The following is a 16,101-nucleotide window of genomic DNA, read 5'->3' as shown; positions in this document are numbered from 1 at the left end:
CGTAATCCATCATTCGTTTACCCTCTTCTTTTAAAATAACCTAGTAACTTTTTTACATAACTTTCATCAACACGACAATCAATAGTTCCTGAACCTGATTTTGTAAACGTATCTTTAAAATAGTCCACGCGTTCTTGGTAGTATTTTGAATAATTCTGGCGCACTGTTTTGGAAGATGTATTGACAAGTATGGTTTCACCAGATTCTTCGTCCTCCATCTGCACCATTCCTAAATTAGGGATTGACTCTTCATGTTGGTCATACACTCGAATCCCAGTAATGTCATGTCTCCCAGCAGCTATCTTTATATTTTGCTTATAATCTTCAGCCATAAAATCTGAAAGCACAAACACAATCGCTTTCTTTTTCATCACATTAGATAAAAACTTAATGGCTTCGGCGATATCCGTTTTTTTACTTTTAGGCTGAAACTCTAATAATTCACGGATAATACGAAGCACATGAGACCTCCCTTTTTTAGGTGGTATGTACAACTCTATTTCATCTGAAAATAGAATCAAGCCAATTTTATCATTATTTTGAGTTGCTGAAAAAGCAAGGGTAGCTGCTATTTCGGTAACAATTTCATCTTTAAATTGATTTTTTGTTCCGAATAATTTACTACCTGAAACATCTGCCATGAGCATCATTGTCAATTCACGCTCCTCTTCAAACACTTTTACAAATGGTTCGTTGTAACGCGCTGTAACGTTCCAATCAATATTTCTAACATCATCACCGAATTGGTATTGGCGTACTTCTGAAAACGTCATACCTCTCCCCTTAAACGTCGAGTGGTACTCTCCACCAAAAATATGATCAGACAAGCGGCGTGTCTTAATCTCTATTTTTCGTACTTTTTTAAGAAGTTCTTTGGTGTCCATTTTTTAGTTTACAGTTAACAGTCTCAGTTTTCAGTAAGTCTATTCAAAATCACGTACACAGCAACTGCGTACTGTGACTGAATGCTGCGAACTCTTTTATGGTACCTCAATCTCGTTGACAATTTTATTGATGATATCGACTGAAGTGACATTTTCAGCTTCAGCTTCGTAAGTAATGCCTATTCTGTGTCTTAACACATCGTAAACTACTGCACGCACATCTTCAGGGATAACATAACCTCTTCGCTTAATGAATGCGTAGCACTTAGCTGCTGTTGCCAGGTTGATACTACCACGTGGTGATGCCCCAAATGAAATTAATGGTTTTAAATCAGCAAGCTTATATTTTTCTGGATAACGGGTTGCAAAAACAATATCTAAAATATAACGCTCAATTTTTTCGTCCATATAGACTTCCCTTACCGCTTTTTGAGCATTAAGTATTTGTTCTACGGACACCACAGGGTTTACTTTTTCAAAAGCTCCTTTGAGATTCGCTCTAATAATCAATTGTTCTTCATCCAATTTTGGGTAATCGATAACTGTTTTGAGCATAAAACGGTCTACCTGGGCTTCGGGCAACGGATACGTTCCTTCTTGTTCAACAGGGTTTTGAGTTGCCATAACCAAGAATGGCTTATCTAATATAAAAGTTTCGTCACCAATTGTAACCTGCTTTTCTTGCATGGCCTCTAATAGTGCAGATTGTACTTTGGCTGGGGCACGGTTAATCTCATCTGCCAAAACAAAATTGGCAAAAATCGGTCCTTTTTTTATGGAGAAGTCATTCTCTTTAATGTTGTATATCAACGTTCCTATAACATCCGCAGGCAACAAATCTGGTGTAAACTGTATTCTGCTAAAGCTTCCGGAAACTGCACTAGACAATGTGTTAATTGCTAAAGTTTTTGCCAATCCAGGAACTCCTTCTAATAAGATATGCCCCTGACCCAATAAGCCAATAAGCAAACGTTCTATCATGTGTTTTTGGCCTACGATGACTTTGTTCATTTCCAAAACCAAGAGGTCCACAAAAGCGCTTTCCTTCTCTATTTTTTCATTAATTGTTTTGATATCAATGGTGCTGGTCTCTTCCATAATCATTTAAAATTATTAAATTGAATTCTTCTCAATTTTATCAGGGTTGCAAATTGTTAAAATTATTCTTGTAACGCTGTTAATGATTGGTTAAAAATAAAAGAGCGATAATCCTGAGATTATCGCTCTTTAGCATAATTATATTATAGTTTGAAATCTATTCTGGCTCTACCAAAGTGATCGGTTCTAAAGTATTTACCGAACCTACCTCAATTTCTACACCTTCAATAACCAACTCTTCATACAATGGAGTTGCATCAGGATCTGGTGTTACTGTAACTGTATAAATCCCTGCAGGCAACCCAGGTATTTGAAAATTTCCTTCAGCATCTACCATAGTAGAAGCGGTATAACCATTGCCATCATCTACAGAAACTTCTACGGCAACATCAGTATTTGTTACGTTTCCTGCAAGTGTCCCAGAGCTTAGTTCTAAACTTGCTCTTAATACAGGTTTTAAATTTAAATTTCCTGAATTTCCGGCATCTACTATAGATGCGTCCACATCAAAATCTAAAATAAAATCATAGTTAAAACCACCTTCTAACATTTGGTCAACCTTTACTTTTAATCCAGATTGCTGTGCACTTGGCGTGTTTAATGGAGACTCAACACCTTCTGAAACGACATAGTTCTCGTCTCCTAATACCAATCTAATTTGTTCTATAAATCCGGCTTCTACTTCTTCATTTTCAACCAATTGAAGTGTTACGCCACCTGTTAACTCTAATAAGTCATACGTTCCAGGTGCAATAACTCCTACAGAAATCCAACCTGCATCATCCTCATCTATATCGCCGTCTTGGTCCATATCTTCATCTGCATTTTCATCATCTGCATCGCCATATCTTACCAACACATCAACAACTTCTACAAAAACATTATCATAATCCCCAGGTGCATCTACTAGTTTAACTGATATAGAGGCTGGTTCTGTATTTCCATCATTAGAATCACTACAGCTCATAGCTAATACAACAGCTAACGAAGCTAGTACGAATTTTAATTTCTTTAATAGTTTCATGTTCATTTTATTTAAGGTTTTTTAATTTGAGTTCATTTGATATACGGATAAAACCCCCGCTTTGGATTATATTCAGTAGAATCAACACCAATGTGTCACTAAATAGTCATTTAAATTGATGCTCTTAACCCAATCTTTAACTCTAATACTAAAGAAATTATATTGTTTTGGATATTTTTACGTACCAATTACATTAAAAACATAGATAAGGTGCCGAAATATTCAAAAATCATTGCTGGAACAATGACCTGGGGACAATGGGGAAAGCAGTTTTCAACGTTAGAAGTGGTCGATATGATCAATCATTGTTTATCTATCGGTATTACAACCTTTGACCATGCTGATATCTATGGTGGCTATACTACAGAGGAAGAATTTGGTAAGGCATTTATAGATTCAAAAATAGACAGAAAGTCCATTCAACTGATTTCTAAATGCGGTATTCAGTACCAAGCTGAGACCAGAAATAATACCGTTAAGCATTACGATTACAGCAAAGACTATATCGTTTGGTCCGTAGAAAACTCACTTAAAAATCTTCAGACCGATTATTTAGATCTGCTACTGCTTCATCGACCAAGCCCGTTGATGAAAGCCTCAGAAATTGCTTCTGCAGTTAAACTTTTAAAACAACAGGGCAAAATCAAAGATTTTGGGGTTTCTAATTTTACTCCCTCACAAATGGATATGGTAAGTTTAAGGACGGATATTGATGTTAACCAAATAGAATTTTCATTGACCGTCCATTCTGCAATGCATGATGGAACTTTAGATTATATGATTACCAATGGGGTACAACCTATGGCCTGGTCGCCATTGGGTTCTGTTTTTAGAGAAGATACCGAACAAACTAGACGCATCCATAAACAGTTAGGTGCCTTAAAGGAAAAATACAACGCTACTGAAGACCAATTGCTGTTAGCTTGGCTTTTGAAACATCCCTCTGGAATCATCCCAGTAGTTGGCACAACGACGAAAACACGCTTAAAAGATGCAGTAGCTGCCACCAGTATTGAATTAGAATTAGAAGATTGGTTTTTAATTTTAGTGGCTGCCCAAGGGCATAAAGTGCCTTAGTTTGAATGGGTTTAAAAATATAGTAAATTAATAATAATGAGATTCCTGCTCTCGCAGGAATGACAGAACTATGGATAAAATTGCACTTATTACAGGAGCAACGAGTGGTATCGGAAGAGCCACCGCACATGTTTTTGCCAAACATGGTATTAATTTAATTCTATGCGGTCGCCGTCAACAACGGTTGGACAGTATTGAAAAAGCGTTGTCCCGAGAAACTGATGTCCACACCCTTAACTTTGATGTTAGGGATCGAGAAGCTACTCTTAATGCTATTGCCAGTCTTCCCGAAGATTTTAAAACTATTGATATCCTCATCAATAATGCTGGTAATGCCCATGGGTTGGACCCTATACACTCTGGAAGCTTGGACGATTGGGATGCTATGATGGATATTAATGTAAAAGGTCTCCTTTATGTGAGCAAAGCAGTTATACCAGGAATGACAGAACGCCAATCTGGTCATATCATTAATATTGGTTCTTCTGCTGGTAAGGAAGTGTATCCAAAAGGTAATGTCTATTGTGCAAGTAAACATGCTGTTTTAGCAATTACCGAAGGGATGCGGATTGACTTGAATCCCTACGGAATTAAAGTTAGTGCAATTAACCCTGGGTTAGTTGAAACTGAGTTCTCTGAAGTGAGGTTTAAAGGTAATGACATTGCAGATGATGTTTACAAAGGCTACAAAGCCCTGCAGGCTGAAGATATTGCAGAAATTATTCATTTTGCAGTAACACGTCCAGCACATGTAAATTTAGCAGATGTTTTAGTGTTTCCGACAGCTCAAGCGAATTCTACAACGGTAAAAAAGGATTTGTAATTTTGAAGGTGTCTTCGAGAGCCTCAGACACCAAAAAAAGAGATCCTCTGAAATTAAATTAAACGAATGAACAATAATAGTAACGGTCACTGAGGTTCTCGAAGTGACCTTCTAAACATGAGAAAGATCCCTGAGTAGTTATGATTAATAAACGCCTTCTCATCAAACACCTACTCGCTCACAATGACGAGAACAGTTTCTATGATAAAAAGCGTAAAATTGATATTGGGTATAAGGAAGGAAAAGCAAAGTTTTTAAAACATGTCTGTGCACTTTCAAATAGTAATCCTAAAAATAATTCGTACATCGTTATTGGGGTTGAAGACACTGATAATACGATAATCGGAGTTGATTTTTTTGATGATAGTAAAATCCAGAATCTCATTAATGCCTATCTTACCAATCCGCCAATAGTACAGTACGAAAATATTCCGTTTCCCCATCTACCTGATGATAAAGTCGTTGGGTTAGTTACCATCCGACCAATGGAAAAACTAACATCACTACGGAAAAATATTTGGAAATATTATGGAGGTGCCGTTTTCTTTAGGGATGGTAGCATTAGTATGCCCAAGGTTTTTGATATTAAGGTCGAAGACGTCAATTCTTCAATTGTTTCTGCTATTGAAAATCATGCACAAAATAATATTGAACTGACCTTAAACGGGGTTTTTGACTTTATGAAAAAGCGTGAAGACTACGACCCAAAATACAAGGTTTTTAAGGAATATTTTGTTTTATGTTGGGCTGGCCAACGCAAAGAAGTAAAAGATGAAATCTTTTTTTCTCGTGTTGATATTGAATTGATAAATGAGCAGAAACGTTTGTTTTATTCAGCTTTGGATGAAGTCTCCATTTTTCATTCAGACAACGAGTTTAAGATTATAGAATACGTAAAGCTAGGCCTTCATAATACACACAAATATTATAAACTTGAAGAAACTGTTATTCATTTTGAAGACAATGCCAAGTATTCTATAGATACAGAATTAATCTTTGAGCCTCCTTTGTTTGATAAAAAAGTGTTACATCATATCTACAATTCTAATAATGCTATTATTCAACGATTAAAAAAGGGGCTTCATCTCAGCGCTAATGACAAACAAGATCTTATTAATTTACCAGCAACCTATCTTATCTGTTATTTAAATGGTTTTGAAGAAGCACTTTCAAAATTATTAGGGGCAAAATCTTTGATTAAAAACTATAACAAACCTCTTTATACATCTTACAAAGAAACACTGCGGATTCTGCGTAAAGTAAAATACAATTAATTGTAACTAAATTGTTAACAGACAGACTTCTAGATTCGTTTTTATGGATTATTTTATACACTTCGTCGAAAAATTGAAAATTATCAGCCGTTCATCGAAAAATTGTATGTAAAAAGGATTTTTTAAACTATATTAGCTTAGCTATTAATAAGTTATAACAACCTTGTTTCTCCCGACAAAGATACGGCACTGAAACAAGGTTTTGTTTTATATGAAATTGACACCTTATTGATAAGTTCTTTATAAAATATCAGTCCAAAAACCTCGATAAGAAATCGTTAGTTCCCATAACAAACACAAGCCCAAAACCTATATTGTGATATGTTCCTCTGTTAAATGTACTTTGTAATTCTGTTGGTACATTAATTTTGGTCTTACTTGTTTTATATGAATAATCGATAAATACCATAAAGTTCCCTCCGATCTCATAATTAAAATATAAACCATAAGACGCTAAGCGACCGTGATCCGTTTGAGAGACATTATCACTTTGCAGGTTATATTTGTTTTTAAATTGAGCGTCACCAATAAGAGAAGCAGAAACACCCAATCTCATTTTTTCTGCTGGTAAAAATTCGTAACCAACATATAAGTATTGTTCGGTAAGTGTTGTCTTTTGATAGTTACCTACCAGCGCCTTATTTTTGACCTTAAAATAATTCTGCCCTAATCCTACTCCTACAAAAAATTGCTTGTAAGGATACAAATGAAATCTGAAATTCATTCCACCTCTGCCTTTAAGACCGTCACCCATAAAGTTCTCGCCAGTTGTAATTGGAGCATTATATCCTAAGTTAAAGGATGCGAAGCGTTGTCTTGTAAAATCTTGTTCGTTGATTTCTATATCTATATCATCCTCCTGCTCTTCATCCTGGCTGCTAACAACTAAGCTGAAACATAAAGCCACAAATACAAAAAAGATCTTAGTAGTTAAAGTTGAAGGCATAAGTTGAATCGGTTAAGATGAATGTTTCAGTAACTTCGGGCTCCCCATTAATAGAATATGTAAATTCTATTGTAGAGTTCAGCGGGGCAAAAAAGGATTGCTCAACATCAGGTCTATTGTCATTAAGACTGCCTGTTTCCGTTCTATCTTCAAAGCAAAAGCCTTCATTGAGTGCCAATTCACCAGCATCATATACTTCCACACAAATAGCATCTTTAAATTTAAAACTGAACTGTATAGAATTTCCGTCCCCACTCGTCCTGGTAATTGAGTAATTAACTTGCCCTAAACGTATTAATTCAACAGTGTCTAAGTCGAAAATTAAATCATCCGGAGTATAATTGACCGTGGTAGTTCTGTAAACGTATTTTGAATAATAATCTCCTGCATCAATTTCAATGGAAAAATCATCGTCCTTATCGAATAAAGAAGTTACTGAGAAGTTGCCGTCATTACTACTAAAATTTCTTCCTAATAAAAATTCATCTGTACCTTGCGGGCCGGGAACGAAAAACGAACCCGTTCTTCTCCTGGTAAAAACACTTACCTCAGCGTCTGGGATAGGGCTGCCTTGTTCATCTAGAGTTTGTCCTTTTATCAAGATTCTTGTATCATCTTCAAACCGTACCTCACAATTAAAAAGGATAAGTAAAAAGATGAAAAATGCTGAAGTTTTAAATTTCATTCCTGTTTAGGTTAGTTCTTATTAAGATGGGTTTTGTAGGAAAAGGTTGCGTATTAAATGACAAAAAAAGAGCTATTCTCTCTCGAATGGAGGCGGAGGGCAAACAGGATATTGATATTCTTTAGGAATTTCTTCTATTTCTTTAGTATGATAAAGACCAAAAATATGCATCCACCAACTTTTTAAAGCCTCTCCTTCTGTGAACAAATAAGAGTTTTCGATATTCGGTTTATTACTACTTATGTCTATACTAACGACCGTAACAAAAAAGTATTCAAGCTTACCTTCCTTTGTTCTGTGATATGCAAAAAAGTTATAAGAATAAATCGAATCATTGTTTGATGGCCCAATAATACGACCAGAAAGGATCATTTTATCCTCATCAACCAAGGCTTTTTTATAATCAAGAAGCCGATTGTAGGACCAAGTATTTGGAGGAGGGTTGTAGTTTTTCAAAAACTCGATATCTCCTTTAATCAGTCTTTGAGAATGTTTCCTCCCTATTGAATCTAAAGATTTAAAATCGACAATCTTCTGGGCAAAGCTATTCAAACAAATTAAATAACTAAGCCCAAATAAAATTGTTTTCATCTTCAACATCAAATTACAAATCGAACTTAATACCTTGGGCTAAAGGTAATTCTGTTGTGTAGTTAATGGTATTGGTTTGTCGGCGCATGTATATTTTCCATGCATCAGAACCAGACTCTCGTCCTCCACCTGTTTCTTTTTCACCACCAAAGGCACCTCCAATTTCAGCACCTGATGTCCCAATATTTACATTAGCGATGCCACAATCAGATCCACCAACAGATAAGAACCGTTCAGCTTCTCTTAAGTTATTGGTCATAATAGCTGAGGATAACCCTTGAGCAACGTTATTTTGAATGTCTATGGCATTTTCTACATCACCCGAGTACTTCAGCAAATACAATACTGGGGCAAATGTTTCGTGCTGTACAATTTTATACTCTGGCTGTGCTTCAGCAATTGCTGGTTTTACATAACATCCACTTTCAAAACCTTCGCCAGACAATACTCCGCCTTCAACAACGATATTTCCGCCTTCTTCAACCACTTGTTCTAAAGCCTTGTTATACATAGCAACCGCATCTGTATCAATAAGTGGTCCAACATGATTGTTTTCGTCTAATGGATTGCCGATTCTTAATTGTTTATAGGCATCAACAACCGCATCTTTTACTTTGTCGTAGATACTTTCGTGTATAATTAAACGACGTGTTGACGTACAACGCTGACCGCAAGTCCCAACGGCTCCAAAAACAGCACCAATCACGGTCATTTTAATATCAGCATCTGGAGTGACAATAATGGCATTGTTTCCACCTAATTCTAATAAGGATTTTCCTAAACGCCCAGCAACTTCTTTAGCAACTATTTTACCCATTCTGGTTGAACCCGTTGCCGAGACTAAAGGAATTCGAGTATCCTTCGTCATAAATTCACCAACTCGGTAGTCGCCATTTATAAGACAAGAAATACCTTCTGGTAAATTGTTCTTTGCAAAGACCTCAGTAGCTATATTTTGACAAGCAACACCTGTCAACGGAGTCTTTTCGGAAGGCTTCCAAACACAAACATCACCACAAACCCAAGCTAAAGCTGTATTCCAAGCCCAAACTGCTACAGGAAAGTTGAATGCAGAAATAATACCGACAACACCTAAAGGGTGGTACTGCTCATACATACGGTGGCCTGGTCTTTCAGAGTGCATGGTCAATCCATGTAATTGACGAGATAGACCAACTGCAAAATCACAGATGTCAATCATTTCCTGAACCTCACCTAATCCCTCTTGGTAAGATTTTCCCATTTCATAAGACACTAATTTTCCGAGTGGCTCTTTCTTTTCTCTTAACTTTTCACCGAACTGTCTTACAACTTCACCTCGTTGTGGTGCTGGCATTGTTCTCCAGGTTTTAAACGCCGTTGTTGCTGCCTCCATGACCTTGGTATAATCTGCTTCAGAAGTTGTTTTAACTTTAGCAATTAGCTCTCCATCAACCGGGGAAAGACTTTCAATTTCATCACCGTTAGAGAACCAATCCGACCCTGTTGATGTTCCTAAGTTTGTCTCTTTTACACCCAAATCTTGTAGTGCTTCTTTTATTCCGAAATCAGTTGCAACTGCTTCCATATATTTTATTTTTATTAAAATTTTACGATTAGAAAGCACCAGAATACTAGTGCTTATTTTGAGCCACGAAGGTACTAATAAAAAGTGGGTTTACTCTTTGAAAAGCCTTTGGATTTTAGCTACCTTTAAAACTGATTAAAATAATTTAAGACCATTTTAACATTAGCCTTGCGTCTATTCCTACATTTTGAAGCGTACAAATTATACACGCGAAGTTTTACACCGCTTTTTCGCCATATTTTAATCATTAATTCATTCTCATCATGACAATTAAAAACTTCGCATGCCTTCTTCTCATTTTGGCACTTACCTCCAGCTGCAAAAAGAAATCCATTGAAACCGATAACATTTTTAAGTTTAGGGACTATATCAGTTATACAACTTCAGGTGTAGTTTCAGTAGCAAGCCCTGTTAGAATTTCCTTAGCAGAACCAGTTGATAGCTGGGTCATTGATGAAGAATTGGATGCTGACATTATTAAAATCGAACCAAACGTTAATGGTCGTTTAATCGTTAGAAATCCGAGCACTATTGAATTTATTCCCAAAACACGGTTAAAGCCAGATACAGAATATGCGGTTACCATACATCTTGATGAGGTCATCAAAAATATACCAAAGGATTTTGATGAATATACATTTCAATTTAAAACCATTACACCAAGTTTTAATATCACCACAAATGCCCTTCAATCTTACTCAAAGTCATGGCAGTATATGAATGGAATTCTACGATTAGCTGATGTTTTAAATATTGAAGATGCAAAAAAATTGGTGCAGGCAGAACAAAAAGGAAAAGACCTAAACATAATTTGGAATACAAAATCTGAAACTTCAAAATATTTTGAATTTAAGATAGATAGTATTCAACGTTTTGAAGGTGATAGTCAACTAGATATATCATGGGATGGAAAAGCTGTTAACGCAACAAACAAAGGTTCAAACCTCATTAATATACCAGGCAAAGACAATTTTACAATTGTCGCTGTTGATGTAGAACAAGCACCTGAACAATATCTCTCCATTAACTTTTCTGATCCTTTAAAAAAACAACAAAATTTTGATGGCCTTGTCACTATCGAAAATGTGTCCAATCTAAAATATGTGGTAGATGGAAATGTGCTTAAAGTCTATCCGAATGAAAAAATAGTTGGTGATGTTTTAACTGAAATCTTTAATGGTATTATAAGCACGGATGGGTATAATTTAAAGAACCCTTATTCTGAAACGATTTCGTTCGAAGCTCTAAAACCAGAAGTTAGGCTTATCAGCAATGGGACAATTCTTCCAAATTCCAAAAATCTCACTTTTAATTTTGAAGCGGTTAACCTTCAAAAAGTAGATGTACGCATCATCAAAATTTTTGAAGACAATGTACTTCAGTTTTTACAAACACAAGACCTCAACGACAACAATGCATACACCATTAGAAATGTTGGTCGTCGTATTGCCAAACAGACGATTACACTCATGGAAAGCCCTTCCGAAAATACTGGAGATTGGCGAGCGTACAGTATTGATCTTTCAAAATATATGCAAGCTGAGGCAGGTGCCATTTATCGTGTAGAACTAAGTTTTAAAAAAGCCTACTCTTTATATGAGTGTAACGGAAATTCAGTCTCAAATAATCAAGAAGAATTTTCTGAAGATGATTTTAACTACTATACATCTTTACAAGAAGAGGTTGATGAAGAGTTACTTGAAGAAGCTTACTGGGACAATATCAACTATAATTACAGGGATAGAGGTTATAATTACAGAGAACTTAATAATCCGTGTACACCTTCATATTTTAATGTAAATAGAGTTGTTTCTCAAAATCTAATCGCTTCAAATTTAGGTGTTATTGCCAAGCAAGGAGCAGATCGTGATTATTTTTTTGCCGTTACCGATATTTTAACGACGCAACCTAAATCTGGTGCTATCATTACGCTCTACAACTACCAACAACAAAAATTAAAAAATGCCTCTACCAACTCTTCCGGAATTGCTAAAATTTCTACGGAACAGCGAGCTGCATTTGCAATAGTCTCACAAGGCAAAAATGTAACCTATGTAAAATTGATGGACGGCAATGCTCTTTCCTTGAGTAAGTTCAATGTGTCTGGTCAAAAGTTACAGCGTGGTCTTAAGGGATACATTTATGGTGAGCGTGGTGTTTGGCGTCCTGGCGACAGTCTGTTTTTAACTTTTGTTTTAAATGATAACGCTAATAAGCTTCCTCCAAAACACCCCGTAAAATTAGAAATTACCGATCCTGTAGGTAAGTTAGTGTATCGTAAAGTGAGTATTGATAACGTTAATCATTTTTACGATTTTAAAGTACCCACTACCTCAAATTACAAAACAGGAAATTACACAGCAACCTTTTCAGTCGGTGGCGCAAAATTCACCAAAGCTTTAAAAATTGAAACTATTAAACCTAATCGCCTAAAGATTAATATTGATTTAGAAGCCGATATCCTTTCTGCGGCAAAACCGATGACTGGTGAACTTAATGTAGCCTGGTTACACGGAGCTCCAGCAAAAAATATCAGAGCAGAAATAAAAGCGAAATTTACAGCATCTAACCAAGCTATAAAAAATTACGAAGCCTTTACTTTTACAGATCCTACGCAAAAATTTTCATCGGAAGAAAGTGTCTTATTTGATGGTAAACTCGATGTCAACGGAAAAGCTAAACTTAAAAAAGCCTTATCAGTCAATAATAAAGCGCCAGGCATGCTTAATGCTCAATTTTTGGTAAGGGCTTTTGAAACTGGTGGTGACTTTTCTATGGATGCCTTTTCTTTGCCATTTGCCCCTTACGACACTTTTGTAGGTTTAAAATCCCCTGAGGCGAATAAATATGGTTCTTATTTTACAGATGAGGATCATCGTTTTGAAATTGCAACCGTAACACCTGAAGGACAGCCCGTAATGCAGAAAAATGTTGAAGTTAAAGTCTATAAAATAGAATGGCGGTGGTGGTGGAATTCATCCTATGATGATTTAGCAAGTTACATTTCTTCTGACTATCACAGACCTATGCAACAATTTACCTTAAACACAGATAGTAATGGAAAAGCCAATTTTAAACTTAACATTCCAGACGAAGAGCGCGGTCGCTACCTTATAAGAATTACCAACCCAGAAAGTGGTCATTCCACAGGTCGAACGGCTTATTTCTATAAAAATTGGTGGGGTAGTTCTAATAATGGTGATAAAGAAGCGGCTAAAATGTTGGTGTTCTCTTCAGACAAACCCAAATACAATGTTGGAGAAACAGCAAAAATCACCTTTCCTTCTGGTAATGAAGGCAGAGCATTGGTCAGTATAGAAAATGGGTCCGAAGTATTATCGCATCAATGGATTAAAACCGAAAAAGGCGAAACCTCAGTTGACATTGATATCACTGAAGAGATGGCACCTAATGTATTTATAAACATATCCTTGCTGCAACCACATTCTGTTACTGCAAACGATTTACCAATCAGGCTTTATGGGGTTATTCCTATTGAGGTGGAAAATCCAAAATCCATACTACAACCTAAAATTAGTATGCCAAGTAGCATAAGACCAAAAGAAACCTACAGCATTAAAGTATCAGAAGCCAATGATAAACCAATGACCTATACGTTAGCAGTTGTGGAGGAAGGCTTGTTAGATTTAACACGATTTAGAACACCAAATGCCTGGGATAGTTTTTATGCCAAGGAAGCATTAGGTGTTAAAACCTGGGATGTTTTTGATGATGTTATTGGGGCTTATTCAGGAAGTATAGACCAAGTATTTGCCATTGGTGGCGATGGTAGTGCTACAACTGGTAAAAACAAAAAAGCAAATCGCTTTAAACCCGTGGTAACCTATCTTGGCCCATTCGTTTTAAGTGCCAGTGAAACCCAAAAGCACGAACTGGTTATGCCAAATTATATCGGTTCTGTCCGTGCTATGGTTGTCGCAGGTAATAATGCTGCGGAAGCCTACGGTATTACAGAAAAAGCAGTGCCTGTTAAAAAACCATTAATGGTTTTAGCAACTGTGCCACGAAGCCTTAGCCCCGGTGAAAAGTTGACATTACCTGTAACCGTATTCGCCATGGAAAACAACGTGAAACATGTTGATATCAATCTTAAAATAAGTGATGGCATCAAAGTTATTGGGCAACAAAAACAGAGCTTATCTTTTGATAGACCAGACGAGAAAATGGCCTATTTTCAATTAGATGTCAGCCAAGCTAAAGGGATTGAAACTATTGAAGTCATTGCCACAGGAAATGGTGAAAAAAGCAATTACAAAGTTGAAATTGATGTGGAAAACCCCAATCCAATTACTTCAAAATTAATAGACAAAACACTCGAAGCCAATTCAACTTTAAACATTGATTTCAACACCTTTGGTGAGAATGATTCTAATTCTGCTCAGATAGAATTCTCAACCTTACCTCCGATGGATTTTTCAAAACGTTTGGCGTACCTCATTAGGTATCCTCATGGCTGTGTGGAGCAAACCACTTCTGGTGTATTTCCACAATTATTCCTTTCAGATATTTTTGATTTAACTGGGCAACGTAAAGCTGAAATTCAAAAGAATATTAAGGCAGCGATAAAAAGATTGGGGAATTTTCAACGACCTGATGGTGGTTTAAGTTATTGGATAGGCGAATCTACCGCTGATGATTGGGGCACCTCTTATGCTGGCCATTTTATGATTGAAGCCGAGCAAAAAGGATATATTTTACCACTTAGCTTTAAAAGTAATTGGTTGCGCTACCAAAAAATGGAAGCCCGTCAATGGCGACCAAAATACCGCTCGTATAATGACGACCTTTCACAGGCTTACCGACTATACACTTTGGCATTAGTGGGTGAGGCAGACTTAGCATCTATGAATCGACTCCGCACCTTTAAACAACTTTCAAATGATGCCAAATGGCGTTTGGCGGCAGCTTATGCATTAGCAGGTCAAAAGGAAGCAAGTGATGCTATATCCCAAACAGCTAATATCGATTTTAAATTATCAACTTATAATTACCATACTTATGGTTCTATAGATAGAAACAAAGCAATGGCTTTAGAAACTATGGTTTTAACCAAGAATCCTAAGTCAAGAGAATTGGCTGTTTCTTTGGCAAAATCCTTATCAAGTGATACGTGGATGAGCACCCAAACTACAGCCTATGCACTATTGGCCATGGCGAAAATGGTAAAATATAATGGTGGCAAAGCAATTAATGTTACCTATGAAGTTAATGGAAGAAGCTTTACTGTAGATTCCAAAACAGCTATGGCACAACGCGGATTGAATATTAATGGAGGTCAAAATAAAATCACTATTAAGAACAATAATGAGAATCTGGTATATGCAAGAGTGTTGTACTCGGGAAAATTACCATTAGGTCAGGAAACTTCTGAGCAACGAGGCCTTAAAATCAATATGGTTTTTAAGAATCTAAATGGTAAAGTGATAGATGTTTCAAAATTGTTGCAAGGGCAAGATTTTGTTGCAACCGTGACCGTGAGCAATCTTAAAAATAATGCAATTAAGAATGTTGCGTTATCTCAAATTTTTCCTTCAGGATGGACAATTGTTAATACACGATTTAATGATTTTGGAGACACAACTGTGAGTAGTGCCAGATATACAGATATTAGGGATGACAGAGTTAATTTTTATTTCGATTTGGAAAGGAACAAAGCCAATCAAAGCAGTAAAACATTTACGGTTTTATTAAATGCATCATACTTAGGCACCTATTATTTGCCAGGAACACAAGTCGAAGCTATGTACGATAATGACTATTTAGTCCGTACCAAAGGAAAATGGATTACAATAGAAAAATAGAATGAACACAAAACCGCCATATTACGCCGTAATTTTTATTTCTAAGCAATCTGAAGCTATTGAAGGCTATTCAGAAATGTCTAAAAAAATGGAAGAATTAGCAACGCAGCAACATGGATATCTGGGTATGAATACTGCTCGAGATGAGGTTGGCATTACTGTAAGCTACTGGAAAAATTTAGAGGCAATAAAGCAATGGAAAGCCAATTCTGAACACCTAATGGCACAGCAAAAAGGAAGAGAGCAATGGTACAATTGGTATAATGTAAAAATCTGTAAGGTTGAACGTGAATATGGGTTTGAAAATTAA

12 protein-coding genes are annotated in these 16,101 nt (G+C 36.3%); 5 read left to right on the top strand and 7 right to left on the bottom strand.

The window, feature by feature from the left end:
- Nucleotides 1–17 precede the first annotated feature (17 nt).
- From ACFEMA_RS02170 to ACFEMA_RS02160, 3 genes are all read right to left on the bottom strand, one after another.
- Nucleotides 18–884: a DUF58 domain-containing protein gene (locus ACFEMA_RS02170; RefSeq protein ID WP_411766323.1), complete on the bottom strand. Its 867-nt coding sequence runs from the start codon at nucleotides 882–884 to the stop codon at nucleotides 18–20.
- Nucleotides 885–980: 96 nt separating this feature from the next.
- A complete protein-coding gene (locus tag ACFEMA_RS02165) occupies nucleotides 981–1,982 on the bottom strand; it encodes an AAA family ATPase (protein ID WP_411766322.1) in 1,002 nt (333 codons plus the stop codon).
- A gap of 157 nt (nucleotides 1,983–2,139) precedes the next feature.
- On the bottom strand, nucleotides 2,140–3,006 hold the full coding sequence (locus ACFEMA_RS02160; protein ID WP_411766321.1) for a DUF4382 domain-containing protein: 867 nt from the start codon (nucleotides 3,004–3,006) through the stop codon (nucleotides 2,140–2,142).
- A 210-nt stretch (nucleotides 3,007–3,216) separates the two neighbouring features.
- Here ACFEMA_RS02160 and ACFEMA_RS02155 point away from each other — a divergent pair, with 210 nt between their 5' ends.
- From ACFEMA_RS02155 to ACFEMA_RS02145, 3 genes are all read left to right on the top strand, one after another.
- Nucleotides 3,217–4,083, top strand: a complete 867-nt coding sequence (locus tag ACFEMA_RS02155) for an aldo/keto reductase family oxidoreductase (protein WP_411766320.1) — start codon at nucleotides 3,217–3,219, stop codon at nucleotides 4,081–4,083.
- A 70-nt stretch (nucleotides 4,084–4,153) separates the two neighbouring features.
- Nucleotides 4,154–4,906 (top strand): SDR family NAD(P)-dependent oxidoreductase, encoded by a 753-nt coding sequence (locus tag ACFEMA_RS02150; protein WP_411766319.1) that lies wholly within the window; start codon nucleotides 4,154–4,156, stop codon nucleotides 4,904–4,906.
- Between the two features lie 140 nt (nucleotides 4,907–5,046).
- A complete protein-coding gene (locus tag ACFEMA_RS02145; protein WP_411766318.1) occupies nucleotides 5,047–6,180 on the top strand; it encodes an ATP-binding protein in 1,134 nt (377 codons plus the stop codon).
- A 250-nt stretch (nucleotides 6,181–6,430) separates the two neighbouring features.
- Here ACFEMA_RS02145 and ACFEMA_RS02140 read toward each other — a convergent pair whose 3' ends face one another.
- The 4 genes from ACFEMA_RS02140 to ACFEMA_RS02125 all read right to left on the bottom strand — a co-directional run bounded on the left by ACFEMA_RS02140 (nucleotide 6,431) and on the right by ACFEMA_RS02125 (nucleotide 9,969).
- On the bottom strand, nucleotides 6,431–7,126 hold the full coding sequence (locus tag ACFEMA_RS02140) for an outer membrane beta-barrel protein (protein WP_411766317.1): 696 nt from the start codon (nucleotides 7,124–7,126) through the stop codon (nucleotides 6,431–6,433).
- The gene (locus ACFEMA_RS02135) at nucleotides 7,104–7,811 is read right to left on the bottom strand and encodes a hypothetical protein (RefSeq protein WP_411766316.1); all 708 of its coding nucleotides are present in this window, start codon (nucleotides 7,809–7,811) and stop codon (nucleotides 7,104–7,106) included. The genes ACFEMA_RS02140 and ACFEMA_RS02135 overlap by 23 nt, the downstream gene beginning before the upstream one ends.
- Before the next feature lie 72 nt (nucleotides 7,812–7,883).
- Nucleotides 7,884–8,402 carry a hypothetical protein gene (locus ACFEMA_RS02130; protein WP_411766315.1) on the bottom strand — a complete coding sequence of 173 codons (519 nt, stop codon included), beginning with the start codon at nucleotides 8,400–8,402 and terminating at the stop codon, nucleotides 7,884–7,886.
- A 13-nt stretch (nucleotides 8,403–8,415) separates the two neighbouring features.
- Entirely contained in the window at nucleotides 8,416–9,969 is a 1,554-nt protein-coding gene (locus ACFEMA_RS02125; protein ID WP_411766314.1) for an aldehyde dehydrogenase family protein, read from the bottom strand.
- A 263-nt stretch (nucleotides 9,970–10,232) separates the two neighbouring features.
- On the opposite strand from ACFEMA_RS02125, the gene ACFEMA_RS02120 reads away from it, so the two are divergent.
- Nucleotides 10,233–15,791, top strand: coding sequence for an alpha-2-macroglobulin family protein (locus ACFEMA_RS02120; protein WP_411766313.1), 5,559 nt, complete (start codon nucleotides 10,233–10,235; stop codon nucleotides 15,789–15,791).
- 1 nt (nucleotide 15,792) lies between these two features.
- Complete coding sequence (locus ACFEMA_RS02115) at nucleotides 15,793–16,101, top strand: antibiotic biosynthesis monooxygenase family protein (protein ID WP_411766312.1); 309 nt, start codon at nucleotides 15,793–15,795, stop codon at nucleotides 16,099–16,101.

Origin of the sequence: Winogradskyella sp. A3E31, assembly GCF_046720935.1 — a bacterium.
GTDB lineage: Bacteria > Bacteroidota > Bacteroidia > Flavobacteriales > Flavobacteriaceae > Winogradskyella.
This window is presented reverse-complemented; position numbering and strand designations above follow the sequence as displayed.